Origin of the sequence: Rhizobium sp. RCC_161_2 (genome assembly GCF_041355235.1) — a bacterium.
GTDB lineage: Bacteria > Pseudomonadota > Alphaproteobacteria > Rhizobiales > Rhizobiaceae > Rhizobium.
On sequence record NZ_JBFUPL010000008.1, the window covers coordinates 231,782 to 257,888 of the forward strand.

At 60.8% G+C, this 26,107-nt stretch carries 25 protein-coding genes and 1 tRNA gene; 8 read left to right on the forward strand and 18 right to left on the reverse strand.

The genetic code is table 11. The features are described 5' to 3' along the window. Positions 1-169: 169 nt before the first annotated feature. Genes AB6803_RS21265 through AB6803_RS21275 form a run of 3 tightly spaced genes read right to left on the reverse strand, consistent with a single transcriptional unit; the run spans position 170 to position 2,209 of the window. Positions 170-949 carry an anti-sigma factor gene (locus tag AB6803_RS21265; RefSeq protein ID WP_371110849.1) on the reverse strand — a complete coding sequence of 260 codons (780 nt, stop codon included), beginning with the start codon at positions 947-949 and terminating at the stop codon, positions 170-172. 16 nt (positions 950-965) lie between these two features. After that, positions 966-1,607, reverse strand: coding sequence for an RNA polymerase sigma factor (locus AB6803_RS21270; protein WP_371110750.1), 642 nt, complete (start codon positions 1,605-1,607; stop codon positions 966-968). 59 nt (positions 1,608-1,666) lie between these two features. Further along, complete coding sequence (locus AB6803_RS21275) at positions 1,667-2,209, reverse strand: tetratricopeptide repeat protein (RefSeq protein ID WP_371110751.1); 543 nt, start codon at positions 2,207-2,209, stop codon at positions 1,667-1,669. 200 nt (positions 2,210-2,409) lie between these two features. Between AB6803_RS21275 and AB6803_RS21280 the strand changes: the two genes are divergently transcribed. The 3 genes from AB6803_RS21280 to AB6803_RS21290 all read left to right on the forward strand — a co-directional run bounded on the left by AB6803_RS21280 (position 2,410) and on the right by AB6803_RS21290 (position 5,333). Then, positions 2,410-3,462, forward strand: coding sequence for a type III polyketide synthase (locus tag AB6803_RS21280; RefSeq protein ID WP_371110752.1), 1,053 nt, complete (start codon positions 2,410-2,412; stop codon positions 3,460-3,462). Next, complete coding sequence (locus AB6803_RS21285) at positions 3,462-3,959, forward strand: isoprenylcysteine carboxyl methyltransferase family protein (protein WP_371110753.1); 498 nt, start codon at positions 3,462-3,464, stop codon at positions 3,957-3,959. Before AB6803_RS21280 ends, AB6803_RS21285 begins: the two co-directional genes overlap by 1 nt. Before the next feature lie 126 nt (positions 3,960-4,085). Next, positions 4,086-5,333 carry an NAD(P)/FAD-dependent oxidoreductase gene (locus AB6803_RS21290; RefSeq protein ID WP_371110754.1) on the forward strand — a complete coding sequence of 416 codons (1,248 nt, stop codon included), beginning with the start codon at positions 4,086-4,088 and terminating at the stop codon, positions 5,331-5,333. Positions 5,334-5,345: 12 nt separating this feature from the next. Here the strand turns inward: AB6803_RS21290 and AB6803_RS21295 are convergent, their stop codons facing one another. From AB6803_RS21295 to AB6803_RS21335, 9 genes are all read right to left on the reverse strand, one after another. After that, positions 5,346-5,873: a gluconokinase gene (locus tag AB6803_RS21295; protein ID WP_371110755.1), complete on the reverse strand. Its 528-nt coding sequence runs from the start codon at positions 5,871-5,873 to the stop codon at positions 5,346-5,348. A gap of 71 nt (positions 5,874-5,944) precedes the next feature. Beyond that, entirely contained in the window at positions 5,945-6,898 is a 954-nt protein-coding gene (locus AB6803_RS21300; protein WP_371110756.1) for a peptide ABC transporter ATP-binding protein, read from the reverse strand. Beyond that, a complete protein-coding gene (locus AB6803_RS21305; protein WP_183691481.1) occupies positions 6,895-7,911 on the reverse strand; it encodes an ABC transporter ATP-binding protein in 1,017 nt (338 codons plus the stop codon). Before AB6803_RS21305 ends, AB6803_RS21300 begins: the two co-directional genes overlap by 4 nt. Beyond that, a complete protein-coding gene (locus AB6803_RS21310; protein ID WP_113137151.1) occupies positions 7,911-8,804 on the reverse strand; it encodes an ABC transporter permease subunit in 894 nt (297 codons plus the stop codon). Before AB6803_RS21310 ends, AB6803_RS21305 begins: the two co-directional genes overlap by 1 nt. Before the next feature lie 9 nt (positions 8,805-8,813). After that, positions 8,814-9,818 carry an ABC transporter permease subunit gene (locus tag AB6803_RS21315; protein WP_371110757.1) on the reverse strand — a complete coding sequence of 335 codons (1,005 nt, stop codon included), beginning with the start codon at positions 9,816-9,818 and terminating at the stop codon, positions 8,814-8,816. A gap of 89 nt (positions 9,819-9,907) precedes the next feature. Next, entirely contained in the window at positions 9,908-11,503 is a 1,596-nt protein-coding gene (locus AB6803_RS21320; RefSeq protein ID WP_371110758.1) for an ABC transporter substrate-binding protein, read from the reverse strand. 340 nt (positions 11,504-11,843) lie between these two features. Next, complete coding sequence (rirA, locus tag AB6803_RS21325; protein WP_371110759.1) at positions 11,844-12,332, reverse strand: iron-responsive transcriptional regulator RirA; 489 nt, start codon at positions 12,330-12,332, stop codon at positions 11,844-11,846. A 273-nt stretch (positions 12,333-12,605) separates the two neighbouring features. Beyond that, positions 12,606-12,953 carry a VOC family protein gene (locus tag AB6803_RS21330; RefSeq protein WP_371110760.1) on the reverse strand — a complete coding sequence of 116 codons (348 nt, stop codon included), beginning with the start codon at positions 12,951-12,953 and terminating at the stop codon, positions 12,606-12,608. A 145-nt stretch (positions 12,954-13,098) separates the two neighbouring features. After that, entirely contained in the window at positions 13,099-14,595 is a 1,497-nt protein-coding gene (locus AB6803_RS21335) for a CoA-acylating methylmalonate-semialdehyde dehydrogenase (RefSeq protein WP_174050442.1), read from the reverse strand. A gap of 112 nt (positions 14,596-14,707) precedes the next feature. Here AB6803_RS21335 and AB6803_RS21340 point away from each other — a divergent pair, with 112 nt between their 5' ends. Beyond that, on the forward strand, positions 14,708-15,589 hold the full coding sequence (locus AB6803_RS21340) for a LysR family transcriptional regulator (RefSeq protein WP_371110761.1): 882 nt from the start codon (positions 14,708-14,710) through the stop codon (positions 15,587-15,589). 13 nt (positions 15,590-15,602) lie between these two features. Here AB6803_RS21340 and AB6803_RS21345 read toward each other — a convergent pair whose 3' ends face one another. Beyond that, on the reverse strand, positions 15,603-15,761 hold the full coding sequence (locus tag AB6803_RS21345) for a hypothetical protein (RefSeq protein ID WP_165586811.1): 159 nt from the start codon (positions 15,759-15,761) through the stop codon (positions 15,603-15,605). A gap of 220 nt (positions 15,762-15,981) precedes the next feature. Here AB6803_RS21345 and AB6803_RS21350 point away from each other — a divergent pair, with 220 nt between their 5' ends. Together AB6803_RS21350 and AB6803_RS21355 are read left to right on the forward strand one after the other, a co-directional pair. Then, positions 15,982-16,695, forward strand: a complete 714-nt coding sequence (locus AB6803_RS21350) for a hypothetical protein (RefSeq protein ID WP_371110762.1) — start codon at positions 15,982-15,984, stop codon at positions 16,693-16,695. Between the two features lie 111 nt (positions 16,696-16,806). Further along, the gene (locus AB6803_RS21355; RefSeq protein ID WP_371110763.1) at positions 16,807-16,956 is read left to right on the forward strand and encodes a hypothetical protein; all 150 of its coding nucleotides are present in this window, start codon (positions 16,807-16,809) and stop codon (positions 16,954-16,956) included. Between the two features lie 239 nt (positions 16,957-17,195). Here the strand turns inward: AB6803_RS21355 and AB6803_RS21360 are convergent, their stop codons facing one another. The 4 genes from AB6803_RS21360 to AB6803_RS21375 form a co-directional block, all read right to left on the reverse strand. Further along, complete coding sequence (locus AB6803_RS21360) at positions 17,196-17,444, reverse strand: hypothetical protein (RefSeq protein ID WP_371110764.1); 249 nt, start codon at positions 17,442-17,444, stop codon at positions 17,196-17,198. A 32-nt stretch (positions 17,445-17,476) separates the two neighbouring features. Then, on the reverse strand, positions 17,477-18,049 hold the full coding sequence (locus AB6803_RS21365) for a hypothetical protein (RefSeq protein ID WP_371110765.1): 573 nt from the start codon (positions 18,047-18,049) through the stop codon (positions 17,477-17,479). Between the two features lie 481 nt (positions 18,050-18,530). Further along, positions 18,531-18,607 (reverse strand) — tRNA-His (locus tag AB6803_RS21370). 227 nt (positions 18,608-18,834) lie between these two features. Further along, positions 18,835-19,284 carry a phasin gene (locus AB6803_RS21375; protein ID WP_368511667.1) on the reverse strand — a complete coding sequence of 150 codons (450 nt, stop codon included), beginning with the start codon at positions 19,282-19,284 and terminating at the stop codon, positions 18,835-18,837. 223 nt (positions 19,285-19,507) lie between these two features. Between AB6803_RS21375 and AB6803_RS21380 the strand changes: the two genes are divergently transcribed. Both AB6803_RS21380 and AB6803_RS21385 read left to right on the forward strand, forming a co-directional pair. Beyond that, positions 19,508-23,185 carry an ATP-binding protein gene (locus tag AB6803_RS21380; RefSeq protein ID WP_371110766.1) on the forward strand — a complete coding sequence of 1,226 codons (3,678 nt, stop codon included), beginning with the start codon at positions 19,508-19,510 and terminating at the stop codon, positions 23,183-23,185. A gap of 183 nt (positions 23,186-23,368) precedes the next feature. After that, on the forward strand, positions 23,369-23,842 hold the full coding sequence (locus tag AB6803_RS21385; RefSeq protein ID WP_371110767.1) for a VOC family protein: 474 nt from the start codon (positions 23,369-23,371) through the stop codon (positions 23,840-23,842). Positions 23,843-24,133: 291 nt separating this feature from the next. Here the strand turns inward: AB6803_RS21385 and AB6803_RS21390 are convergent, their stop codons facing one another. Continuing rightward, the gene (locus AB6803_RS21390) at positions 24,134-26,098 is read right to left on the reverse strand and encodes a DEAD/DEAH box helicase (protein WP_371110768.1); all 1,965 of its coding nucleotides are present in this window, start codon (positions 26,096-26,098) and stop codon (positions 24,134-24,136) included. Between the last annotated feature and the right edge of the window lie 9 nt (positions 26,099-26,107).

A 26,107-nucleotide genomic window follows, 5' to 3' on the forward strand; every position in this document is an offset into this window, starting at 1 on the left:
GTATCTTTTCCACCGCGCCGCGCAAGGCCGACAGGCATGCAGCAGGCGCTCATTTGATTTTCGTTGGGCAGAGGATATCAGCAGGAACAGTTTTCGCCAAATTCTTTTTGAAAAGCGCGATTTTAGCCGGGCGCAATCCCTCCTCGCGACAAAAGGACGAGGGGCGATCTCAAGCCGTCAGCCTGCCTCGGACGTCGTCCGCCAGTGCCTTCATCCGGTCGATCGGCAAATGGCCGATCAGCATGAAGGCGTGTGCGGCGTCCGACCAGTAGACGACATTCATGCCGCGTCGGTTTTCCATATCCGGAGCGGACACGCCGGTCGTCGAGGGGGTGATGCAAAGCGCCATCGGGCCGCTCTCGGGATCGAGATAGGCGATTTGCGCCAAGGGTTTGCTATCGTAGTTCAGCAAGATGGCGCGCTTGAAATCGATACCCGGGATCGTAACGGCTTCTGGCGTCAGGGCGAGACCCACCTTCGAGCCGACTTCGTTCAATTGCGCAACCTGCTCAGTCCGATCGCCAGCCGGTCCGCTCAGCGTATCCGGCGTATAGAGGGAAAGATATTCCGCAACGACGGCGCGCCATTCGCTGCCCTCGTCCGGCTTGGCAAGGCGATGACTGATGCCGATCACGGCGCGGTCGATGGCGATGCCGGCGACAAGGCAGGCGGCAATTGCGCCCATGAAGCCACGGCGACTGACGCCGGACGCGGCTTTCTTCTGCTCCATAGAAGAAGGGATTGCGGCAAGCATCGCATCCAGCTTGGCACGCGGGGCTGCGGCAAGCAGCGGCTCGAATGCCTCGTGGAAGGGCAGATCGCTGCGCGACAGGAGATCGAAGCGTTCCGCCACCTTGGCGTCGCTTTCGATCAGTCTTTCGATCCTGTCATGCTCGGCAGCCTCCAGTTCGCCGTCGATGAAGGCGGTGAGCTGTTCGTCCGAGGGCATGTTTTTGTTGTCCTGTTCACTCATGTCCGTTCCCCAGTCGCCCAACTCCGAGCTGAGCCCCATCCGTCGCCCCCATGCCATCCGCGAGCTTCGCCCGCGCCGCCGCCAGCCGGCTCATCACCGTTCCGATCGGCACATCCAGAACCTCCGCCACCTCGCGATAGGACAGTCCTTCGACATAGGCGAGGAAAACGGCGGTGCGCTGCGCTTCCGGCAGCGCCTGCACCTGCTTCAGCACCTGGCCCGCCAAAATATGCGTCTCTGTCTCGCGCGCACCGTCAAAGACCAGCGCCTCGTCGGCATCGACGAAGCCCTGCCCCATGCGGACCCGGCGAGAGCGGATCTCGTTCAGCCATATCGAGTGCAGGATCGAAAACAGCCAGCGGTCGAGCCGCGTGCCGGCGATGAACTGATGCGCGCGCTCCAGCGCCCTGACGCAGGTTGCCTGCACCAAATCATCCGCCACGTCGCGCTGGTGCGACAGCACGACGGCATAGCGCCAGAGCCGAGTCAGATGCTGCGACAGTCCCGCCCTGATATCCTCTTCGCTCGCTATGGCACCCTCCGCGAGGTTCTTGACCTTGGGAGCCGCCGGCCTTGCCGACGGCTCCGATCGTGTCCGACTATAAGCAGAAATCGTGGAATGAGCGACTGACACCCGGATATTCCTCTCAATGCTCACTGCCTATGCCGGTCATCTCAAGTCCGACCCTGACATCAGAGGCTCGACGGATTCTGGATGGCGCTGTTCAGATCCTGATATTCTTCGCAGGTCGTATTGCCGCAGAGCGCCTTGATGGTGCTCAGCTGGTCTTTGGCAAGGTCTATCTGACCCTTGATGACATAGGCTTCGCCGAGATATTCGCGAACCAGCGTGTATTTCGGGTCCATGGCGACGGACTTCTTATAGTAGGAGATACCTTCATCCGTGCGGCCAAGCTTGCGTGTGACATAGCCACGATAGTTCAGCGCTTCCGCCGTATCCGGATTCTGCAAGGTGTCGAGAACGGCCAACGCCTCTTCATAGCGATGATCCTTCTTGGCCAGCGAATAGGCATAGTCGGCGCGGTTTTCGTCGGTGATGTTGGCGCCCTGCTGCTTCACGCATTTCTTGGTCTTCTGGTCATAGATCTCGCCCTTCTTGCAGGTCGGCGTCGTGCTTGAATCGTCGCCGGCGGCGAAGACCGGGACAGCGAAAGCACTGAGGGTAAGGCAGGCACCGAGAGCGGCCGAAGCCAGGCGGAAAGCGGTGGTGGTCATGGAATTGCTCCTTGGCAAAATGAACGTTGCGATGGGAGAACACGCCATCCGTTCATTTTATTCGAAGCCATCAGATATTTTTCTCTCACCCGGATTTGCCTCCGGGCCATCACTCCTTCGTGACCGACGGGCTCCGAATAAGTGCTGACGATGGCGTGTTTCCTCCTGCGTCCCCGCCGAGGGTCGCCAAGGAGAACCGAGTGACCGATACCGTCAAGCTTGTCAGTCTGGCCGTCGCCACACCAGACAATATCATCCACCAATCAGAAGCCGCCGCGACCGCAGGTCGCCTGTTTTCCGACAGGTTCCGCGACTTCAAGCATCTTGCCCGCGTGTTCGAAAGCGCTGGCATCCGCAAACGCCATGCCGCCCGTCCGCTCTCCTGGTTCGAACAGCCGCATGGCTGGCAGCACCGCATGGAAGCTTATGCCGAGGTCGCAAGCCAGCTCTTCAAACAGACCACGACCAAGGCGCTAGAACGCGCTCGCCTCAAGGCCGAGGACGTGGACTGCATTGTCACCGTCTCCTCGACCGGCTTTGCGACGCCAAGCCTTGAGGCGCGGCTCGCCCGCGAAATGGGCTTCCGTTCAGATATCGAGCGCGTGCCGGTCTTCGGGCTGGGTTGCGCGGCCGGCGTCTCCGGCCTTGCCATCGCCTCGCGTATGGCCAAGAGCCGCCCGGGCGCCGTCGTGCTCTTCGTCTCCATCGAACTCTGCTCCCTCGCCTTCCGGCTGGACGAGTTGACGCGACCGAACATCATCGCCACGGCGTTGTTCGGCGACGGCGCGGCGGCCTGCGTCCTGCGGACCGGCAAGGAGGGTCTCGCGGAGATCGAATCGACGGGAGAACATCTCTTCCCCGATACGCTCGGCATCATGGGCTGGAAGATCGACGACACCGGCTTCGGCATCATCCTGGAACAATCGCTGCCGCCCTTTGCCGAGGCAAATATCAAGCCTGCCGTCGCCGGTATTCTGGAGCGCGCCGGCCTGACGATCCCGGATATCGACCGCTTCATCTGCCATCCCGGCGGCACCAAGGTGCTGCAAGCGCTGGAGACGGCCTTCAGCCTCGAACCCGGCTCGCTCGATATAGAGCGCGAGGTGATCAGCGACTACGGTAACATGTCGTCACCGACGGTGCTCTTCGTGCTGGAGCGTGCCATCCACGCCGGCCTGCCAGGCCGCTCGGCCATGATCGCCATGGGTCCGGGCTTTACGGCAAGCTGCATCACGCTGAAGAGGGTCGCCTGATGCTCTGGCCGTCCATATCACTTCTGACCTTTGTCACCCTGCAGCGGCTTGCCGAGCTGATCCATGCCCAGCGCAACACCGCTGTCCTTCTCGCACAGGGCGGCCGGGAGATCGCACCGGGGCATTACCCCTATATGGTGGCAATGCATGCCGCCTGGCTCGTCAGCCTGTGGCTTCTCGCCACCGGCCGGCCGATCGTCCCGGTCTGGCTTGTCATCTTCATGGCGCTGCAAGGTCTGCGCGTCTGGGTGCTGGCAACGCTGAAGGGTCGCTGGACGACGCGGATCATCGTGCTTTCGGGAGCACCTCTGGTAACGAGTGGGCCTTACCGCTTTCTCAGCCATCCGAACTATGCGGTCGTGGTCGGCGAGATCGCCGCATTGCCGCTTGCCTTCGGCCTGCCGCTTCATGCGATCGTCTTTTCGCTGCTCAACGCCGCCATCCTGACGATACGCATTCGCGCCGAGAATGCGGCCCTGGAACAGACCATGGCGTGATCGTATTTTTCATTTGCACCGCAGCATTTTGGCAGGCATTTTCGATGCTTGAAGGATGATCTCGGAAGGAGCAAACGTCTTTCGGGATCGGGCGTAGAAAAACAAGCATGCGGGTAGCAGGGGATCATGACAAAAGACGCAATCGTGCTCGGCGCGGGCATTGTCGGCGTATCGACAGCCATCCACCTCCAGCGGCGCGGGCGCCAGGTCACCCTCGTCGACCGCAAGCCGCCCGGTCAGGGAACCTCCTTCGGCAATGCCGGCCTGATCCAGCGCGAGGGCGTCGTCCCTTATGGTTTTCCGCAGCAATTCGGCCTGCTGCTGCGCTATGCCTTCAACAACCGTATCGACGCGCATTATCACCTCAAGGCGCTCCCAAGCCAGATCGCCTTCCTTGCCCGCTACTGGTGGAACTCCAATACCAAGCGGCATGAGATGATCTCGCGCGCCTATGCGCCGCTCATCGCGCAGTCGATCAGCGAGCATAACGATCTGATCGAGGCCTCGCACGCCGAGGAACTGATCCGCAAAGACGGCTGGATAGAGCTTTATCGCTCGAACGAGAAACGCGATGCGGAATTCGCCGAGGCCGAACGTCTCAATCGTGAATTCGGTATCGCCTCCGACGCTCTGACCGGCGCGGACGTGGCAACATCGGAGCCGCATCTCAAGGACAGTTTCTCAGGTGCCCTGCGCTGGCGCGATCCGTGGTCTGTGCTCGACCCGCATGGCTTGACCGCCGCCTATCGCAAATATTTCGAAAGCATCGGCGGCCGCGTCACGACCGGCGACGCCGTCTCGCTCGGCCTGTCCGGCTCAAGCTGGAAGATGGTGACGGCGGAGGGGTCGATCGAAGCCGAGGATGTCGTCGTCGCGCTCGGTCCGTGGGCGGATCAGGTGACGAAGCGTTTCGGCTACGCCTTCCCGCTCGGCGTCAAGCGCGGCTACCACATGCATTACGCTGCCGAGGGCAACGCCGTCCTCAACAATTGGATACTGGATGCAGAGCGTGGTTACCTGATGGCGCCGATGAGCCGGGGCATCCGGCTGACGACCGGGGCCGAATTCGCGCGACGCGATGCGCCGAAGACGCCGGTGCAGCTCGACCGCGCCGAAGCCGTTGCCCGCACCGTCTTTCCGCTCGGCGAGCGGCTCGATGCCGAACCCTGGATGGGCGCCCGCCCCTGCACGCCGGACATGATGCCGATCATCGGCAAGGCACCGCGCCACAACGGCCTGTGGTTCGCCTTCGGTCATGCCCATCACGGCCTGACACTTGGACCGGTGACCGGGCGCGTTCTCGCCGAACTGATCACCGGCGAAGCGCCCTTCATCGATATCTCGGCCTATGCGCCGGACCGCTTCGCGCCCTGATATCGAGGGAGCTCAGCGGATCGCGGCGAGGCCCTTGAGCGCGGCCTCGACAATGCCGTCGATTGTGTCGTCGATATCAACCGTGACGACGCCGGGCTCGCCGGTCGGCACTTCCAACGTGCGGAGCTGGCTTTCCAGCAGCGACGACGGCATGAAGTGGCCCTTGCGTTCGCCCATCCGCTTGGTCAGCAATTCCTTCGAGCCATCGAGATAAATGAAATAGAGATGCCCGCCGGCGGCAGCCCGTAGCCGCTCGCGATAGACGAGCTTCAGCGCAGAGCAGGAAACGGCGATGCCCTCCCCTTTGGCGAGGCTCGCGGCAATCTCCTGACCGATCACGTCGAGCCAGGGCCAGCGGTCCTCATCCGTCAAGGGAATGCCCTTGCTCATCTTCTCGACATTGGCAGCGGGATGCAACGCGTCCCCCTCGACATAGCGCAGGCCGAGCCGAGCAGCCGCCTTTTCGCCGATCGAGGATTTGCCGCTGCCGCTGACGCCCATGACGATAATGGCGAGAGAGGTGCTTTGTGTGTCGTGCATTGAATCCGCCCTGAACGAATGACCATGAAATCAGGCAGGACCGGCGAGCCCTGCCTGATTCGCAACTTGGATCAATCCAGCGGGAAGAAGCAAGAAAACTTGTGTGTCCCCTCGCCCGTCAGTTCCGGCATCACCTGACGGCATTTATCCTGCGCGCGCCAGCAGCGCGGATTGAAATGACAGCCGGTCGGCGGGTTGAGCGGCGACGGCAGCTCGCCCTGCAGACGGATACGGTTCTTCTCGCGATCGGGATCGGCGATCGGCGTCGCCGACAAAAGGGCTGCCGTGTAGGGATGGCGCGGACGGGTGAAGACTTCTTCCGCCGTGCCGGTTTCCACCGGGCGGCCGAGATACATCACCATGACGTCATCGGCGATGTGACGTACTACCGAAAGACCGTGCGAGATGAAGAGATAGGCAAGGCCCATCTCCTTCTGCAGGTCCATCAAAAGGTTCAGTACCTGCGCCTGGATTGACAGGTCGAGCGCCGACACCGGCTCGTCCAGCACCAGCACCTTCGGCCGCAGCATCAGGGCGCGAGCAATGGCGATGCGCTGACGCTGGCCGCCGGAAAACATATGCGGATAGCGATCATAATGTTCCGGACGCAGGCCAACACGCGCCATCATGGCCTCGGCCTTGCCGCGGCGGGTGGCGGCATCGTCATCGGTGTTGATCTTCAGCGGCTCCTCGAGGATGGAGCCGACCTTCTGGCGCGGGTTGAGCGAGCCATAAGGATTCTGGAAGACGATCTGCACGGCGCTGCGCAGGCTGCGGTCACCAATCTTCGCCGGCTTGCCGTCGATCAGCAATTCGCCTGACGTCGGGTGTTCGATCATCGTCACCAGACGGGCAAGCGTCGACTTGCCGCAACCGGATTCGCCGACGACAGCCAATGTACGGCCCGACTGCAGGCTGAAGCTGACGCCGTTCAGCGCCTTGACGGTCGCCTCCGGTTTGAAGCTGCCGCGCTTGACGGTGTAAAAGCGGGCGAGATCGCGCCCTTCGAGAACAGCGCCGGTCATGCGGCACCTCCTGCTGTTTGCGTGGCGACAAGGCCGGGATGACCGAGCGGCTTGCCGTGTTCCAGCGGATAGTTGCAGAGCGTTACACCGAGTTCGATGCCCTGGCGCTTGACGCCGCGGTCGCATTCGGGCGTCGCGAACGAACAGCGGGGGGCGAAAAGACAGCCCGTGGGGCGATCATGCTGGCCGGGCACGACGCCGGCGATCGATGGCAGGCGCTGGCCGACGATGGCGCGTTCCGGCAGGGCCGAGAGAAGTGCCGCCGTATAGGGGTGATGCGGATCGCGGAACAGCGCCTTGACCGGCTGCTCCTCGACCTTCTGGCCGGCATATTGCACCTGCACGCGCTCGGCGGTCTCGGCCACCACGCCCATGTCATGGGTGATCAGCACCAACGCCATGCCCTGCTCCTGCTGCAGGCGCACGAGCAGATCGAGGATCTGTGCCTGGATGGTCACGTCGAGTGCTGTGGTCGGCTCGTCGGCGATCAGGAGCTTCGGATTGCAGGCAAGCGCCATGGCGATCATGACGCGCTGGCTCATGCCGCCCGACATCTGGTGCGGGAAGTTCGACAGGCGATCTTCCGGCGCCGGGATGCCGACGAGGTTCAGAAGCTCGATCGAACGCTCGCGGCGGGCCTTGCGATCGAGGCCCATGTGAATGCGCAGGGTCTCGCCGAGCTGGAAGCCGACGGTGAAGCACGGATTGAGGCTGGACATCGGCTCCTGGAAGATCATCGCCATGTCCTTACCGACGATCTTGCGGCGCTGCCGCGAGGAGATGCCGCGCAGATCCTTGCCGTCGAACATCATGCGGTCGGCGGTGATCTTCGCTGTCCAGGGCAGAAGCCCCATCAGGGCAAGCATGGATACGGACTTGCCGGAGCCGGATTCGCCGACGATCGAGAGGATTTCCCCCTTGTCGCAGGTGAGCGATACACCGTCCACCGCCCGGAACAAGCCGGACGCGGTCTGGAATTCGACGGTGAGATTTTGAATATCGAGAAGCGCCATTACGACCTCTTCAGCTTCGGGTCGAAGGCATCGCGCAGGCCGTCGCCCATCAGATTGATGGCAAGAACCGTGATCAGGATGCAGAGACCGGGAAAAGTGACCAGCCAGGGGTTGCTCTGGAAGAATTCGCGCGAATCCGCCAGCATCGTGCCCCATTCCGGCGTGGGCGGCTGCGCGCCCTGGCCGAGAAAGCCGAGAGCGGCGGCATCGAGGATCGCGGAGGAGAAGGCAAGTGTTGCCTGCACGATCAGCGGCCCAAGACAGTTCGGTAGAATGGTCTTGAACATCAGACGCAGCGGGCCGGCGCCGGAAACGCGCGAGGCGATGACATATTCCTTGTCACGCTCGGCCATGACCGAAGCGCGCGTCAGGCGGACGAAATGTGGCTGGTTGACGATCGAGATCGCGATCATCGCGTTGGTCAGGCCCGGCCCCAGGATCGCCACCAGCACGAGGGCAAGCAGCAGCGAGGGGATGGCGAGGATGATATCCATGACGCGCATGATGATCGTATCGGTGCGGCCGCGGACATAACCGGCGACGAGGCCGATCAGGATGCCGGCAAGCGCCGAAAGCGAGGCGACCACGAGGCCGATGAACAGCGAGAACCGCGTGCCGTAGATCAGACGCGAGAGAAGGTCGCGGCCATTGGCATCGGTGCCGAGAAGAAAGCTGCTGTTGCTGCCTTCCGACCAGAACGGCGGCAGGCGCTGCATGGCGCTGCCATAGGCGGCGTCCGGATCATGCGGGGCGACGATGCCGGCGAAGATCGCCAGGAACAGGACGAAGAGAAAGATCGCCAGCCCGATGACGGCGCCCTTGTTTCGCGAGAAATAATACCAGAACTCCGCAAGAGCGGAGGGGCGGTCGGACTTGACACTGACCGTGCTCATGGGCCGCTCCTAGTGACGAATACGTGGATTGATGAAGCCGTAGAGCAGGTCGACGGCAAGATTGACGAGCATGACGATGCCCGCGATCAACAGCAGGCCGCCCTGCACCACGGGATAATCGCGCTTGAAGACGGCATCGATCATCCACTTGCCGATGCCCGGCCAGGAAAAGATGCTTTCCGTCAGGATGGCGCCGCCGAGCAGCACGCCGACCTGCAGGCCGATGGTGGTGACGACCGGGATCATGGCGTTGCGCAGCGCATGCACGGAGACGACGCGCAGCGGCGAGAGACCCTTCGAGCGGGCGGTGCGGACATAATCTTCGCCCAGCACCTCGAGCATCGCCGAGCGCGTCTGTCGCGCGATGACGGCAAGCGGAATGGTGCCGAGCACGACGGTCGGCAGGATCAGCGAGTTGAGTGCTGACCAGAAAGCGCCCTTCTGGCCGGACAGCAGGCTGTCGATCAGCATGAAGCCGGTGATCGGCTTGAAGAAATAGATGAGGCCGATGCGGCCAGAAACCGGCGTCCAGTGCAGATAACCGTTGAAGACGATGATCAGCAGCAGGCCCCACCAGAAGATCGGCATGGAATAGCCGATGAGGGCCACGCCCATGACGCTCTGGTCGAACCACGTGCCGCGCTTGACAGCGGCGAAAACACCGGCCGGGATGCCAAGACAGATCGCCAGGATCATGGCGCAGATCGACAGTTCCAGCGTTGCCGGGAAAAAGGTGAAGAAGTCGGTCAGCACATCACGCTTGGTGGTGATCGAGGTGCCGAGATCGCCGTGGAACGCCTTCCAGATGTAACTGCCGTACTGGACGATCATCGGGCGGTCGTAGCCGAGATCGTGGGTGATCTGGGCATGGCGTTCCGGCGACATCACGCGTTCGCCCGACAGCAGCATGACAGGATCGCCCGGAAGCAGGCGGATGAAAGAGAAGGCGACGATCGATACGCCGAGGAATGTCGGGATCAGTACCGCAAGACGGCTGAAAAGAAATCGCAACATGACAGGTGTCCAAATTTTTCCGGCGGTCAGACAGAGTGCCTGACCGCCGGATCGCCCGGTCTTAGCCGGGCATTCTCACAGATTTTTCGTTATTCGGCGATATCGACGCCGTCGAAGCGATGAACGCCGACCGGATCCTGAACGTAGCCGGAGACATTCTTCGTCATCGGGATGAATTCTTCCGAATGGTCGATGGTCATCCACGGAGCTTCGCGCTTGAAGACGACTTGAGCCTCTTCATAGAGCTTGGTGCGCTCCTTGACGTCGGCCGTCTGCTTGGCCTTCTTCACCAGATCGTCGAATTCCTTGTTGCACCACTGGGCGCGGTTGTTGCCGCCGACGGCGTCGCAGCCGAGCAGCGTATCAAGGAAGTTGTCCGGGTCGCCGTTGTCGCCGGTCCAGCCGAGGATGGCCGCGCCGTCGCGGTCCTTGGCGGAGGAAAGCTTCAGGTACTGAGCCCAGTCATAGGTGACGATCTCGACCTTGACGCCGATCTTGGCAAGGTCCGCCTGCATCAGCTCGGCGGCGCGGCGCGCGTTGAGCATGTACGGACGCGATACCGGCATAGCCCAGATCTTGAAGCTCAGATCCTTGACGCCAGCCTTTTCAAGCAGCTTCTTGGCTTCGTCGGGGTTGTAGGCGTCGTCCTTGACGTCCTTGTTGTAGGACCACATGGTCGGCGGGATCGGGTTGGTTGCAACCGTACCGGAGCCCTGGAAGACGGCGTCGACGATCGCCTGTTTGTTGACGGCCATGTTGATGGCCTTGCGCACATCGACCTTGTCGAAAGGCGCGACCAGCGTGTTGTAGGCAAGGTAGGATACGTTCAGGCCAGCCTGCTCGAGAACCTTGAGGTTCTTGTCAGCCTTGAGATCCTTGATGTCGGCGGCGTTCGGATAGGGCATGAGATTGCATTCGCCGGACTTCAGCTTCTGCGCGCGCACCGACGCGTCAGGCGTGATCGCGAAAACGAGATCGTCGATCTTTTCCTTGCCCTTGTAGTAGGTGTCGTTCGCCTTGTAGCGGATGACGGCATCGGGCTGGTAGGCAACGAAGGTGAACGGACCGGTGCCCAGCGGCTGCTGGTTCATCTGTGCCATCTTGCCGTCGGCCTGGAGCTTGTCGGCATATTCCTTCGACAGGATCGAGCTGAAATCCATCGCGAGGTCGGCGATGAACGGTGCTTCCGGGCGGTTCAGCACGAACTTGACGGTGAGATCGTCAACCTTCTCGACCGACTTGATCAGCTTCGGGAAGCCCATGCCCTCTGCGTATTCGTAGGAACCGCCGGCAACATACTTGGCCCAGGGGCTGTCTTCCTTGAGCTGGCGCTCGAAGGAGAAGATGACGTCGTCGGCATTGAGCTCGCGCGTCGGGGTGAAGAAGTCGGTCACCTGGAACTTCACGCCCTTGCGGAGCTTGAAGGTGTATTCCTTGCCGTCGGGGGAAACGGTCCAGCTTTCGGCAAGGCCAGGCTCAACTTCGGTGCTGCCATGCTTGAATTCGACGAGACGGCTATAGACCGTACGCGAGGAGGCATCGAACGTGTTGCCGCCGGTGTAAATTCCCGGATCGAAACCTTCCGGCGAGCTTTCCGAGCAATAGACAAACGTTTTCGACCAGGCGGACGTCGCCATGACCGAAGCCAAGGCTGTCACTGCCAGAAGGACAGAAATCTTTTTCATGATAGCGTTTCCCAGGTTTGTTATTCTTTTGAAGCCGTGGAGCCTCAAAGGTTCCGATCCGGATCGGCGCCGATGGAACTTTATTTTAAGTTTGAAAGCAACAAGCGCCGCCTAAAATTTTTCCAAATTATGGAGTTTGGAAATTTTAGGATAAAAATCCCGCTGAATTGGTAATAATCTAGCATTTTTTTGCGCTGATTTGGCGAATCAGGAACAATTTGACGTGTTCTTCTTACGGAACGTTGACAGCTTCCTGCCTCTTTACACGGCAGCGCAAACAAAAACCGCGGCAGCCTGGGGCAACCGCGGGTGGAAGACATGGACAATTCGAAACAGGCGATCAGGCGGCCGGTGCCGTGATCGGCATTTTCTTGGCGATGCCCCTGTGATCCAGCTCATCCAGGCCAAGCAGGAAGTTGATCTGCGGGCGGGCCTTGACCAGGTCGTCGATGGAATATTCCGTCAGCACGTCAAAGAAGGCGTTTAGCGCCTTGCGCAGCGCCGAATTAAGGCCGCAGCTATCGACCAGCGGGCATTCGACCACGCCTTCTTCGAAGCATTCCGCCATGGCGAAACTATCCTCGGTCACCCGGACCACGTCGAACAGGCTGATATTGGCGGCCGGCTTGCCCAAGCGCACGCCGCCATTGCGGCCACGCACGGTTTCCACCAGCCCCGCCTTGGTCAACGGCTGCAGAATCTTGAACAAAAACAGCTCGGAAACACCATAGGCCTTGGCAATTTCCGGGATGCGGCTCAAGTAGCCTTCGTTGGCGGCACAATACATGAGCATGCGCACTGCATAGTTGGTCTGCTTGGTCAGGCGCATGCCGATCTCCTGGAATCGAGGCCGCAAAGGACGGGTCGAGAGCTATATAGTGCTTTTCTTAGTTTGGAACAATTCCAAAATATGAAATTTACATTCACGTTATTCTGACAGAGCCGACCGGATCAAGACCGGTTTTTACGACTGCACCTTTTTGTCTTTGATCTCCCGGCATAATCGAGGATTGCCTGCTTGCGTTCCGGTGCTTTCACAGCAACTTCATGAACGACCGCTGCCGCCGGCGACATAACCCATACTTTTCGGGGAGTGCCGGCCTCACGGCACCGAAACCCAGACCGCCATCTCGCAACCGCCCGGCTCGCGGAAATGAAAACGGCGGCCGCCCGGAAAATCGAAGGCGGGGCGGGTCACCACACCGCCGGCAAGCTCGACCGCACGCTGCGCCGCTTCCAGATCGGTGGCCCGCACGACCGGCAGCGGGGCGCCGGCGGCCTTCCCCGCATCGCCATCGATCCCGGCGTCGATCCCGGCTGCCTCGATGACGTGATAGGTCGGTCCGTAGCTGACGAAGCTCCAGTCGAAAGCCTCCGCGAAAAAACGGCGGGTCTTCAACGCATCGGTCGACGGGAATTCGAGATAGTCGATCTGATAGGTCGCAGGCATTGCGACATCCTCCAATTGTTCTTGTTTTGTTCTAAAGCAAAACAGGATCTCCGACAAGATGACGAAGCAGAAAACTACCGCAATAAAAAACCGCCGCCCAACTCAACATCGGGCGGCGGCGGATTTCAAGAGAGATCGACGCAGATCACTTCATCGTCGGCATGACGAATTCAGCGCCGTCCTTGATGCCGGACGGCCAGCGGGCGGTGATCGTCTTGGTGCGGGTCCAGAACTTAATCGAGTCCGTGCCATGCTGGTTGAGGTCGCCGAAGCTCGAGGCCTTCCAGCCGCCGAAGGAATGATAGGCGAGCGGAACCGGGATCGGAACGTTGATGCCGATCATGCCGATGTTGATGCGTGAGGCGAAGTCGCGGGCTGCGTCGCCGTCGCGGGTGTAGATGGCAACGCCGTTGCCATATTCGTGCTTCATCGGCAGATCGAGCGCGTCTTCATAGTTCTTGGCGCGGACGACCGAGAGAACCGGTCCGAAAATCTCGGCCTTGTAGATATCCATATCCGCCGTGACGTTGTCGAACAGGCTGCCGCCGACGAAATAGCCGTCCTCATAGCCCTGCAGCTTGAAGCCGCGACCATCGACGAGGAGCTTGGCGCCCTCTTCGACACCGCGATCGATCAGACCGTTGATACGGTTATAGGCATCCTTGGTGATGACCGGACCCATGTCGGCCTTGTCGTCGGTGTAAGGGCCGATGCGCAGCGACTCGATCTTCGGTATCAGCTTTTCGACCAGGCGATTGGCCGTGTCTTCGCCGACGGGAACCGCGACGGAGATCGCCATGCAGCGCTCGCCGGCCGAGCCGTAGCCAGCACCCATCAGGGCGTTGACGGCCTGGTCCAGATCGGCGTCCGGCATGATGATCATGTGGTTCTTGGCGCCGCCGAAGCACTGTGCGCGCTTGCCGTTAGCAGCTGCCGTGCCATAGACATAGCGGGCGATCGGCGTCGAGCCGACGAAGGAGACGGCGCCGATATCCGGATCCGTCAGGATGGCGTCGACCGCAGCCTTGTCGCCGTTGACGACATTGAGGATGCCCGCCGGCAGGCCGGCTTCGATCATCAGTTCGGCAAGGCGGATCGGCAGGGATGGATCGCGCTCGGACGGCTTCAGGATGAAGGCGTTGCCGCAGGCGATAGCCGGCGCGAACATCCACATCGGGATCATGCCCGGGAAGTTGAACGGCGTGATGCCGGCGCCGATGCCGACCGGCTGGCGGATGGAATACATGTCGATCGCCGGGCCGGCGCCTTCGGTGAACTCACCCTTGGCGAGATGCGGAATGCCGCAGACGAATTCGCAGACTTCCAGGCCGCGAATGACATCGCCCTTGGAGTCTTCAACCGTCTTGCCGTGCTCCTTGGAGAGCATAGTCGCCAGCTCGTCCATATGCTTGTTCAGCAACTCGACGAACTTGAAGAAGACGCGGGCGCGGCGCTGTGGATTGGTGGCGGCCCACTTCGGCTGTGCTGCCTTGGCGTTTTCGACGGCGGCGCGGATTTCCTCGACGCTGGCGAGTGCCACCGTCGACTGGACTTCGCCGGTTGCCGGATTATAGACGTTGGCTGTGCGTCCGCTGGTGCCGGCGACGTGCTTGCCGCCGATAAAATGACCAATCTCATGCATGGATGTGCCTCCTCGTTTTCTTGGATGATCGTAGGATCGCACTTCAATTTGCACAAATCAATGAGCTGTTATAAGCAACCGTTGTGCAAAAATTGAAGTCCGGGGTGTGCATATGGATTGGGATGACGTCCGCATGTTCCTCGCCGTGGCCCGTACAGGGCAGATCCTGGCGGCCTCGAAGCGGCTTGGGGTCAACCATGCGACCCTGTCGCGGCGGGTGACGACGCTGGAGGAGCGGCTGAAAACCCGGCTGCTGGTGCGCCGCACCAATGGCTGCGAGCTGACGGCCGAGGGTGAAATCTTCCTGCATGCGGCCGAACGTATGGAAACCGAGATGCTGCGCGCCCAGGCAAGCATTGGCCACCTCGACACCGCCATCACCGGCACGGTGCGCATCGGCGCGCCGGATGGCTTCGGCGTTTCGTTTCTCGCGCCGCGCCTGGGGCGGCTGATTGCACGCTATCCGGAACTGCGCATTCAGCTCGTGCCGGTGCCCCGCTCCTTCTCGCTGTCGCAGCGCGAGGCCGATATCGCCATTACGCTGGAGCGGCCCGAACAGGGCCGGCTGGTCTCTTCCAAGCTGACGGACTACACGCTCGGCCTCTATGCCTCGAAAGCCTATCTCGACAAGGCCGGCCTGCCCGACGGCGTCGAAGCGCTGAAGCTGCATCCGCGCATCGGCTATGTCGAAGACCTGCTCTTTACCGCCTCACTGAACTTCTCCGGCGAGATCATGCGCAGCTGGGATGCGTCCTTCGAAATCTCCACCTCCATCGGCCAGACTGAAGCCGTGCGCTCCGGCGCCGGCATCGGCATTCTGCATGACTATATCGCCCGACAATACCCGGAGCTGACCCGCATTCTGCCCGATATCTCGATCAAGCGTGCCTACTGGACCACTTATCACGAGAGCGCCCGCGATCTCGTGCGGGTGCGCACCGTCGCGGATTTTCTGCAGGAACTGGTGAGCGAGGAACGGCGGATGTTTTTGTAACGCTGCCCCGGCCTTATGCATGCTTCGGCGGCTCTTCGTTCTCATCGGGATTGGGAACGGGAATTTCATCCGGCAAGCTGTCGGGATCCGGCTCCTCTATCGGCGGCTTGGGTATCCAACCGGGATCAGGCATCGGTGGCGTCTCGGGAATCGGCTCGCGTGGCACGGACATGCCAGTTCCTTCCGTCTCGTTGCTGATACTGGCTAACGGTCGGGAGCAGGCAGGGTTCCATGGGAAGTCTCACAGGTCCGCCCTCGGAAACCACGACCGAAGCCGGCAATGTGTCGCTGCCCTGGAAGACCTTCGGTTTTATTTGCGCATATGGCCAGCTCGTGCATAAGTAGAGCGGCACACTTTCATTTCATCCGAGCAGATTCCGAGGGGGCGCTTGATGTTGAAAGGCGGGATATTCTTCACGGTGCTTGCCGTTGGTCTCAGCGCATGCACGACTGTCGACTTTTCACAACTTGCTCCGGCGACGCTGACCGGCAGCCTGTTCGTGATGTGGGTTGGCGAAGGCGATTCCAGCGGAGACGGCAAGTTCGTCTTCGTTCCCGATCCCGCCGATCCCCTGACGTTCCGCCGAGCTGACCGCTCCCTGCCCGGCGCCGAAATCCAGCCCGGCCTGATGTACACGGACGGCGGTTCTATTCCGAAGATCGCGCAGGTCTTCAAAGGATTGTCACCGTGGGGTTATGCGCCAGCCTATATGATCCACGACTGGATGTTCACGGCGCACCACTGCATCGTCGATGGCGAGAAGGACAAGAGGTTCGATCAGTTGCGCAACGTGTCGTTCGAGGATTCCGCCAGGATACTCGGCGAGGCCATCCAGGGGATGGTGAAAGCAAACAAGGTTCAACGGAACGATGTGGCCGGGACCGCCATCACTGCGGCGGTGGGCAGCAGCATTGCCGAGAAACTCTGGAACAAGCCGGGTGCGTGCAGCGCCTCCAAAGTCAAGCCAGAGGATATCGCCGCCGTCGAAAGAGCCATCCCCGGCGCCGCAAAACCCGCTGCCAGAACGACATTCAGAGTTCCTCCCGAAACTCCCAGAATACAACCGCGCGGCCGTGCGACGATCGTGTCCCGGATTACATTCTAGGAACATCTCTGGTGGGGAGCCGAGAAGCGCCCACACAGAACTCAGATGAGGTCGCGCTGGACAAGGGCTTCCCATGGTCTAGTTATCTAAAGAACACTTTAGGGAGTAAGGATGATGGCTGAGAAAAAGAACCCGAAGCAAGCCGAGAAAGAGCACAAGGAGCAGGACGACTATCTCGAAGAGGCGCTTGAGGAAACCTTTCCCGCAAGCGATCCGATCTCGCCGGGGCATGTCGTGAAGAAGCCCGAAGACAAGAAATAGCCCACGGCCCGTGCCGGGAGAGCTATGATGTATGATCCATGAAAGGGTGGGAATGGCACGATTGGGGTGTTCGCAGCCTCTTCCAAAAACAAATTCTTAGGTATGCTTTCGGCCGAATTTATGGTGCGTTATTCGACATCGGTTCATCGCGTTGTTCGAGCCTATCGCCCCGTCAGTTGGTGAGAAGCCGGCAAGCATATCGCGCTCGTGGAAGGGACTAGAGGATCGCGATCCGAGGATCAGCGGCGCCGGCCGTAGTAAATCATCAAAAACAAAAGTAGAATCGTCGGAATGCCGACGATGCTGGAGAAGGCTGCAAAGGCCCAGAGATCTGTTGCTTCTCCACTGCATTGAGCAAAAGGGCAGACCCACTGCGCAGTGACGAGCAACGCCAGAAACGCCACCGCAATCAGGATCAGAAGCATCAGGATCATGAAGGCTATGGCAAGCGCAAGGGCGGCCTTTAAGAAGCTAACGGCAGCTCGCATCCTCAATCGCACTTTCGCCGGAGCATCCAAGTTCATGGCCCGACGTAGTGAAAATCGCTGACATAAACACCCAAGCTGGTGCCGCGACCTTCCACGGCAATCCGCATACCTGGCTTAAGAGTTTGCCTAAGGTTATCGGAAACACCGCAAAGGCTGTCGAAGAGGAATGGCAAATCTCGGAGTTCCACCGGCGAACTGCATCCCTTGTGGCTTCTCCCATCAGCCTGAGCAACCTTATATGGAAGCTCGACATGGTGGCCTGCGACTAGGGCAAGGATCATTGGAGCACCGGCAACGGCGGGGATGCTGCCAAAAAAGTAACCCATAAAGGGCGCAATCAAAACCGCGCCTATCTTTTTCAGTTCCCCTTCGTTGCTGTCGGCCATACCCCTTAGAACAGCGTAAAACACTAGAGCCGCTGAGACGAGGCCGATGGCAACACGAAACGAACTCGTCGCAGCGGCCCAGTCCGTAGATGGCACGAAGCCATATCCAAAACCTCTTCCAATAAAGCTGAAGAACAGAAGTAAGCCCCAGATCGACAGCACAGCAATTCCGATTTTAGCAAACCAGCGCATTGCTTTCGCTCTTGTTGCATCGTTCATCAATCGATCCGCCCCGGCTCTTGCTGCTTAGCTATCCTTGGCATACCATTGGTTGTGATTTCAAGAGTGCTTTTGGCGCCGGAAAAGCTCCCACTTGACTCCTCCTCAAAATGAAAACACTTCCCAAACAAACGCGAGCTGCGCCAGCCTGAGTTTACCGACAATTTGATGATGAGAACCGCCATGCATCGGCGGAATGGAGATGTGCGTCCAATGAGTGCCGAAGCCACAGTAGCAACGAAGAGCCGGAACTCGACCCAATAGAATCGCTCCTCGCCGCACATGAGGGCGATGCACGGACAACCATTGAAGATCTCGTGCACAGGATTAAGCACCAGCGGTAACAGCTTTCGCTTGCCTCCGCCGCACCCGCAAGCGATCCGATCTCGCCGGGGCATGTCGTGAAGAAGCCCGAAGACAAGAAATAGCCCACGGCCCGTGCCGGGAGAGCTATGATGTCAAATCTATAAAAGAGTGGGAATGGTACGGTTGGGGGGTCTCGAACCTCCGACCTCAGGTGCCACAAACCTGCGCTCTAACCAACTGAGCTACAACCGCACATGCTCGCGTCGCCGCGAACGGGGGTGACATACGAGGAGTTTGAAATTATTTCAAGTCCTATCTCCCCGCAATATGAAAAAGCTGGGCATGATACCCAGTTCTCGGGACGTCGCGCCTTCGGATGAAGGCACAAAGGCTGCGATACGCCCTGAATCAGAAGCGTCCCGCCTTCAGAGCTTTCACCTGAAAACGGGACGCCATGGCCTTGGGAGGCTTTTGGGAGATCAAGCTACCTTGAAGGAGGACATGGCCTTTTCGGCTGCATCCTTGGCCGGCTTTGCCAGCTTTTCAGCAACCTGCTTGGTGGTTTCCTGAATGGACTTGGCCTGCTCGACGGTCACTTCAGCCTGCTTGCGGATGAAGGAGGTCTGCAGTTCGAAGAGTTCGGCGACAGACTTGACGCGAAGCAGGGCTTCCATGTGCGCCAGCGAGCTCTCGGCATTGGTGCGCAGCGCGTCGATGGCCTTGAGGCCGATCTCGACGGAGCCAGCCTGAGCGGTCTGCACGGTGGCTTCAACGGTCTTGCCGGCTTCTTCAGCGGCCGTCTTCATCTTGGCGAAGGCTTCCTTGGACTGCGCCGCGCCCTTTTCCGCGAAGTCGCGGAAGGATTCGGAGAGCTTGGAAGGGTCGAATGCAGCCGTTGAAAAAACGTCGTCTTTCTTTACAGTAGCCATGATAACGCTCCTAGTTTGGGCCCTCCTCCGAGCGCCCTTCGTGAATGTGAGTGAGGCTTATATAATATAGATTATTGTGCAGCGCAACATATTTGTGCGCCGCACAACGCGTTAACCCTGCCAGCCGAAAAACTGGCGGTTCGCTGGACCTGAAACCGGGGTGCAGTTATTAATAAAGCCTTAAAGCAAGAGAGGCGGTCACGCCCGCAAAGCAGGTTGGAACATGCCCGCAGTCCAGTATCCATTCATTGACATTGCCGTGCACCCCCGCGTTCGGGAACGCTTTGCGCGCGGCGAGGCGATGGTGATGTTTTCGGCAGGCATGGATCGCGTTCTCTGGGCCAACGGCGCCGGGGCCAATCTCTTTGGCTATGACATCATTTATGACTTTCTCGATCAGGGGCCGAAAGCCGGCGACGTTTCCTTCCGCCAGATCGAGGCAACAGCACGCGGGCTCGGCGCCGTCGGCGATCAGCGCACTTTCCTGATCCGCATGGCCTCCGGCTTCCAGCGCGCCGTCGTCAACGCCGCCGTCGAAATCATTCGCGTCCAGGCGGGCGAAGAGGCGATCCTGTTTTCATCGCCGGTCTCCGCCAAGCCACTGGCAGCGACCGAAAGCGCCAGACGGATGATCGATGGTTTCGACGATCCCGACACGCATATGGCCGTGATCGGCCGTGACGGCGATGTCATCGCCGCTTCCAGAGGCTTCGGCGCGCTTGGCGTGACACCACAGACCGCGAGAATGCTGACGACCATGGCGGGCGCGCTGCCCGAACGGTTGATCAAGCGGCCGATCCCGACCGGCCGCGGCTATCTGCCCGCCGCCGTCGGCAAGCTGTCGGAAGTCCCTGCTTTGCACCTGCTCTTCGTCGTCGAAACCGTGCTTGGCCATCTCGACCCAACGGAAAGCCTCGGCGTAACCGCCGCGCCGGCCGCAATCGTCAAGGTCGAACCGGAGGTGGAAGAAGCGCGCAAGGAGCTCGAGGTCGTAGCGGTTGAGCCGACGACACCTGCTCCCGACAGTGTCCCTGTCGCGACAGCCGCCTCTCCTTCTGCCGACGTTCTCGACGCCGTGGCGGATATCGAGGAAGTCGAAGACACGCCGGAAGACGACGTCGCCATCCATGAGGCGATCCCCGCACAATCCGATGCCGCGAGCGAAGATCTCGGCCAACTGACCACGATGGACGGCGCAAGTGAGGAACAGATCGACGCGGCTGCATATGCCGACGAACTGACGGATGAAGCCGATGACATCGTTGCACCAGCCGCCGTCGAAAGTCCGGTGGAGCATGAGGACGTCAGCCCCGAGCCGGCTGTTCCCGAAGACGATGCAGTCGCGGACGGCCAGCCGGGAGAATTCACCTTCAAGCGCAGCGGCCGCGCTACCCGCTTCGTCTGGAAGATCGACGCCGAAGGTCGCTTCAGCGAGGTTTCGCGAGAATTCGCCGATGCTGTCGGCCCGCATGCGGCCAAGGTGACGGGTACGGCCTTTACCGATGTCGCCGCGCATTTCAATCTCGATCCGGACGGCAAGATCGCCGAGCTTCTGGCGCGGCGCGACACATGGTCGGGCCGGACGATCTACTGGCCGGTGGAAAACACCAGCCTGATGGTGCCGGTCGACCTCGCCGCCTTGCCGACCTATACGCGCAACCGCGACTTCGACGGCTTCAGGGGCTTCGGCGTCGTTCGCCTTTCCGACGCCATCGAAGATCGGATGAAGCTGGGATTGAGGCTGGGCGTGGAAGATGATCAGGCCGCTCCGACACCAGACGCGACGGAAGAACCAGCTGCGCCCGAGACGGAGACGGATGCAACGGCTCCGGTAATTGCCCAGGAAACGCTTTCGTCCACTGCGGAGGAACATGTTGCCGAAGGAGAAGAAACGGCTCTTGAGGCAACGAAGGAACCTGCTCCCGCGAATGAAGAGCCGCCGGCGCTGACGATTGCCGAAACACCGAACCGGCGCGAAACCGACAAGATCATTCAGCTTCACGAACGACGTTCGTCGATGCCGAGCGGCCTGTCGCTGAGCGAACAGGCGGCCTTCCGCGAGATCGCCCGCCAACTCGAACCTTTCGGCAAGCGCGCCGAGACGCCAGAAGAGGGCGCGCAGCCGGAAGACGATGCCGAAGCCGCTCCAAAGCCGAATGCGGCGGACGAGATCCTGTCCGGTACGACCGACGGCAACATCGCCGAAGACCGGCCGCAGGATGAAATAGCACCAGAGACCGACGCCGTCGCGCAATCCGAACCAGAAAAGCTGGGACCTCAGGCCGAGGCCGAAAAGCCGGCGGAGGAAACCGTCCCTGACGTAGAAATCTCCAAGCCGGAAGAGCATCTCGATGCGCTGGGTGTCTTGAACACCGCCATCCCGTCGCGCGTGAAAATGCGCAATGGCCTGTCGGACGAGATCGTCGACCAACTGCCGCTCGCCATCCTCATTCATGCCGGCGACCGGTTGATCCATGGCAATCCGGAGTTCCTGCGGCTGACAGGCTATGAGAGCCTCACCGACCTCGACCATGTCGGCGGCCTGGATGCACTGCTGCAGCGCCATGACCTCGAGGGCAAGACCGAGCAGCCGGGCACGATGATGGTGGTGCGCGCCGACGACACGCTGGTGCCGGTCACCGCGCGGCTGCAATCGATCCGCTGGGAAGACGGCACCGCCTTGATGCTGGCGCTGATGCCGCTCGAAAAGAATGAAGCCGCATCGTCCGAGCCCGTGCCCGAAGAGGCGCGGCCGGAGCGCATGATCGAAAAGCTCGCCAAGCTGCAGGTCGAAATCGAGGAACTGCAGTCGACGCTGGAAACGGCGACGGATGGCGTCGTCATTATCGGCCAGGACGGCGACATCCGCTCGATGAACCGCTCGGCAAGCGCCCTCTTCAACTTTGACGACCAAGAAACCCGCGGCAAACCTTTCGTCATGCTGTTTGCGCATGAGAGCCAGAAGGCCGTGCTCGATTATCTCAGCGGGCTCTCAGGCCATGGCGTGGCGAGCGTGCTGAACGACGGCCGCGAGGTCATGGGCCGCGAAGCGTCGGGCGGCTTCGTGCCACTGTTCATGACCATGGGGCGGCTCAACTCCTCCAACGGCTATTGCGCCGTCATTCGCGACATCACGCAATGGAAGCGCACCGAGGAAGAGCTGCGAAACGCCAAGCGCGCGGCAGAAACCGCCAATGCCCACAAGACGGATTTCCTTGCCCGCGTCAGCCATGAAATCCGCACGCCGCTCAACGCCATCATCGGCTTTTCCGACATGATGGCCGGCGAGCGTTTCGGGCCGATCGGTCATTCGCGCTATATCGAATATGCGACCGACATCGGCCGCTCCGGCCGGCATGTGCTCGATATCGTCAACGATCTCCTGGATATTTCCAAGATCGAAGCCGGCGAGATGGACCTGGAATTTGCCTCCGTCGGCCTTAACGAGGCGATTGCCGAAGCCGTGTCGCTGGTGCAGCCGCAGGCCAACAGTCAGCGCGTCATCATTCGCACCGCGCTCTCGCAAGCCGTGCCAAACGTCGTCGCCGACCTGCGCTCGATCAAGCAGATCGCGCTCAACATCCTGTCGAACGCCATCCGCTTCACGCCGTCTGGCGGGCAGATCGTGGTTTCCACCTCCTATGAGGGCAATGGCAGTGTGGTGATGCGTATCCGCGACACGGGCGTCGGCATGACCCGCTCGGAGCTGGAACAGGCAATGAAGCCCTTCCGCCAGGTCTCGACCAACTCCCGCAAACGCGGAGATGGCACCGGCCTCGGCCTGCCGCTGACCAAAGCCATGGTCGACGCCAACCGCGCGACCTTCGCGATCAATTCCTCGCCGAACGAGGGGACCTTGGTGGAAGTCACCTTCCCGTCGCCGCGGGTGCTGGCGAACTGATTTCTGGTCTGTGAAATTAGCTGACGGTTGCTGCAAATACGACCAACGGCAATTTTATGCCCGAAGCGGACATGTCGACCATTCAGGCGCGCAAAATAGCTTAATTGGGCTGGAGAAAGACGGCTTGCCTCTTATTTCATTTCAGGAGGGAATGGGACACAGGAGCAAAAGGAGGATTACCCCATGGCAAAGAACACGATCTGCGTATGGTATGACAAAGACGCCGAGGCCGCCGCCCACTTCTACACCAAGACCTTTCCCGACAGCGCAGTCGGCGCCGTCATTCGTGCACCCGGAAACTATCCTGAGGGCAAGCAGGGAGAAGTGTTGGTTGTTGAATTCACCGTTGCGGGCATTGCTTGCATAGGCCTCAATGGCGGTCCCGCAATCAAGCACAGCGAAGCCTTCTCATTTCAAATCGCAACCGACGACCAGGAAGAGACCGACCGCTACTGGAACGCCATTGTCGACAACGGCGGCCGGGAAAAGGCTTGTGGCTGGTGCGAGGACAAATGGGGCATCTCCTGGCAGATCACACCGCGCGTGATGACCGAAGCGCTGGCGGCAGGCGGTGATCAAGCAAAGCGAGCTTTCGATGCGATGTTGACCATGAAGAAAATCGACGTCGGGGCGATCGAAGCCGCTCGGCGTGGCTGAGGCAAATGCCGAGCGCGAGACCTTCGCGATTAGTTCATTGCCGAAGATGCGGGTGAATTAGGTTACAGCTGCGATAAGGGGCTTTCGAGGCAAAATCCGGCGTTTCGATATGCCGAGCCTGCGTCACCCCCCTCTGTCACTGACGTGACATCTCCCCCACAAGGGGGGAGATCATTGGGAGGAGGTCGCACCGCCTAACCAAGTGATCATGCTTTGGTCTCTGCGGATGCGATGTTTGCTTGTGGCAAGAAGACGCTGCGAGTTACCATCTCCCCCCTTGTGGGGGAGATGTCACGAAGTGACAGAGGGGGAAGCTGCACTCTCAGCGAGCTCAGCAGTTCGAGACTGTTCCCCCCGAACCTTCTCAGCCTTGCGCTTGGCCCGCGAATTCGGCTTGCCGGCCGGCGGACCAGCATCGCTCTTGGCAAAGTTCGGCTTGCCCGGCTTCTTGGCCCAGGGCTTCTTGTCGGAAACACCCTCGCCTGCCTGCGCCCGTTCCGGCTTGCGGTCGGATTTCCATTTCGGCTTGCCGTCGTCGTAGGGGCGAGCGCTCTTCTCGGCGAAAGGCTTTTTGCCGTAGCCTCCCTCGCGCTTGGCCTGCGAAAAATCAGGGATGCCGTCGAGCGGCTTGACGCGGATGCCGCGCTCCAGGGTCTTGTCCGGACCGATGGCCGTCAGGAAGCGCTCGGCGCCTTCCGCGGAGAACTCGACGAAGGTTTCTTCCGGCTGCATCTTGATCGCGCCGATGTCGCGCTTGGTGAGGTTGCCGTTGCGGCACAGCATCGGGATCAGCCAGCGCGGCTCGGCATTCTGCTTGCGGCCGACCGAGAGCGATACCCAGACACCATCGGTGAAATCGTTGCGGCCACCGCCGGCGGGCGCTTCATCATACCGCGTGACAGGAAAATCGTCGCGGCGAGGCTTCTTGCGCTCGCCTTCGGCTGGCGTGTCCTGCAGGTCTTCCGGCGCGGAATGACCGGCGCGGTATTGACGCAGGAAAGCGGCGGCGACCTGTTCGGCGCCATGGGTCTGCAACAGCTGCTGCACCAGCGACTGTTCGTCCTCACCTAGCGGTGCGGAGAAGATCGGATCGGCGAGAAGACGCTCATCGTCACGCTGGCTGACCTCATCGGCCGATGGCGGCTTTGCCCAGGTGGCGCGAATGCGGGCGGCTTCCAGCAGGCGTTCGGTACGGCGACGGCCGCTGAGCGGCACGATCAGGGCGCTGACGCCTTTGCGACCGGCACGGCCGGTGCGGCCGCTGCGATGCAGCAGCGTTTCCGGATTGGTCGGTATATCGGCATGAATCACCAGATCGAGGCCCGGCAAGTCGATGCCGCGAGCGGCGACGTCGGTGGCGATGCAGACGCGGGCACGACCATCGCGCATGGCCTGGAGCGCATGTGTGCGCTCGCTCTGGCTAAGCTCGCCGGAGAGGGCAACGACGGAGAAACCGCGATTGTTGAAGCGTGCCGTCAGATGGTTGACTGCAGCGCGGGTCGAGCAGAAGACGATGGCGTTCTGCGCTTCGTAGTAGCGCAGAACGTTGATGATGGCGTTTTCCCTGTCGCTCGGCACGACCGTCAGCGCGCGATAGTCGATATCGACATGCTGCTTGGCTTCTGTGGCGCTGGCAATGCGGACAGCATCCCGCTGGTAGTTTTCGGCAAGCTTGGCGATCGAGCGCGGCACCGTCGCCGAAAACATCAGCGTCCGCCGCTCAGCCGGCGATGTCTCGAGGATGAATTCGAGGTCCTCGCGGAAGCCGAGATCAAGCATCTCGTCGGCCTCGTCCAGCACGACGGCCTTCAGCTTGGAAATATCGAGCGAGTTGCGGCGGATATGGTCGCAAAGGCGGCCAGGCGTTCCCACGACGATATGCGCGCCGCGCTCCAGAGCCCGCTTCTCGGTGCGCATGTCCATGCCGCCGACGCAGGAGACGATGGTGGCGCCGGTCAGCTCATAGAGCCATTCCAGCTCGCGCTGCACCTGCAACGCCAGTTCGCGGGTCGGCGCGATCGCCAGAGCCAGCGGCGTGCCGGCGCGGCCGAAGCGCTCGGCGCCTTCCAGCAGGGTCGGGGCCAGCGCCAAGCCGAAGGCAACCGTCTTGCCGGAGCCGGTCTGGGCCGAAACCAATGCGTCCTTGCCAGCAAGGTTGGGATCGAGCATCGACTTTTGTACCGGCGTCAGCGTTTCGTAACCACGCTTTGCCAAAGCCTGGGCAATCGCAGGAACGATGCCTTCGAATTCGGTCATGTCTTGTCT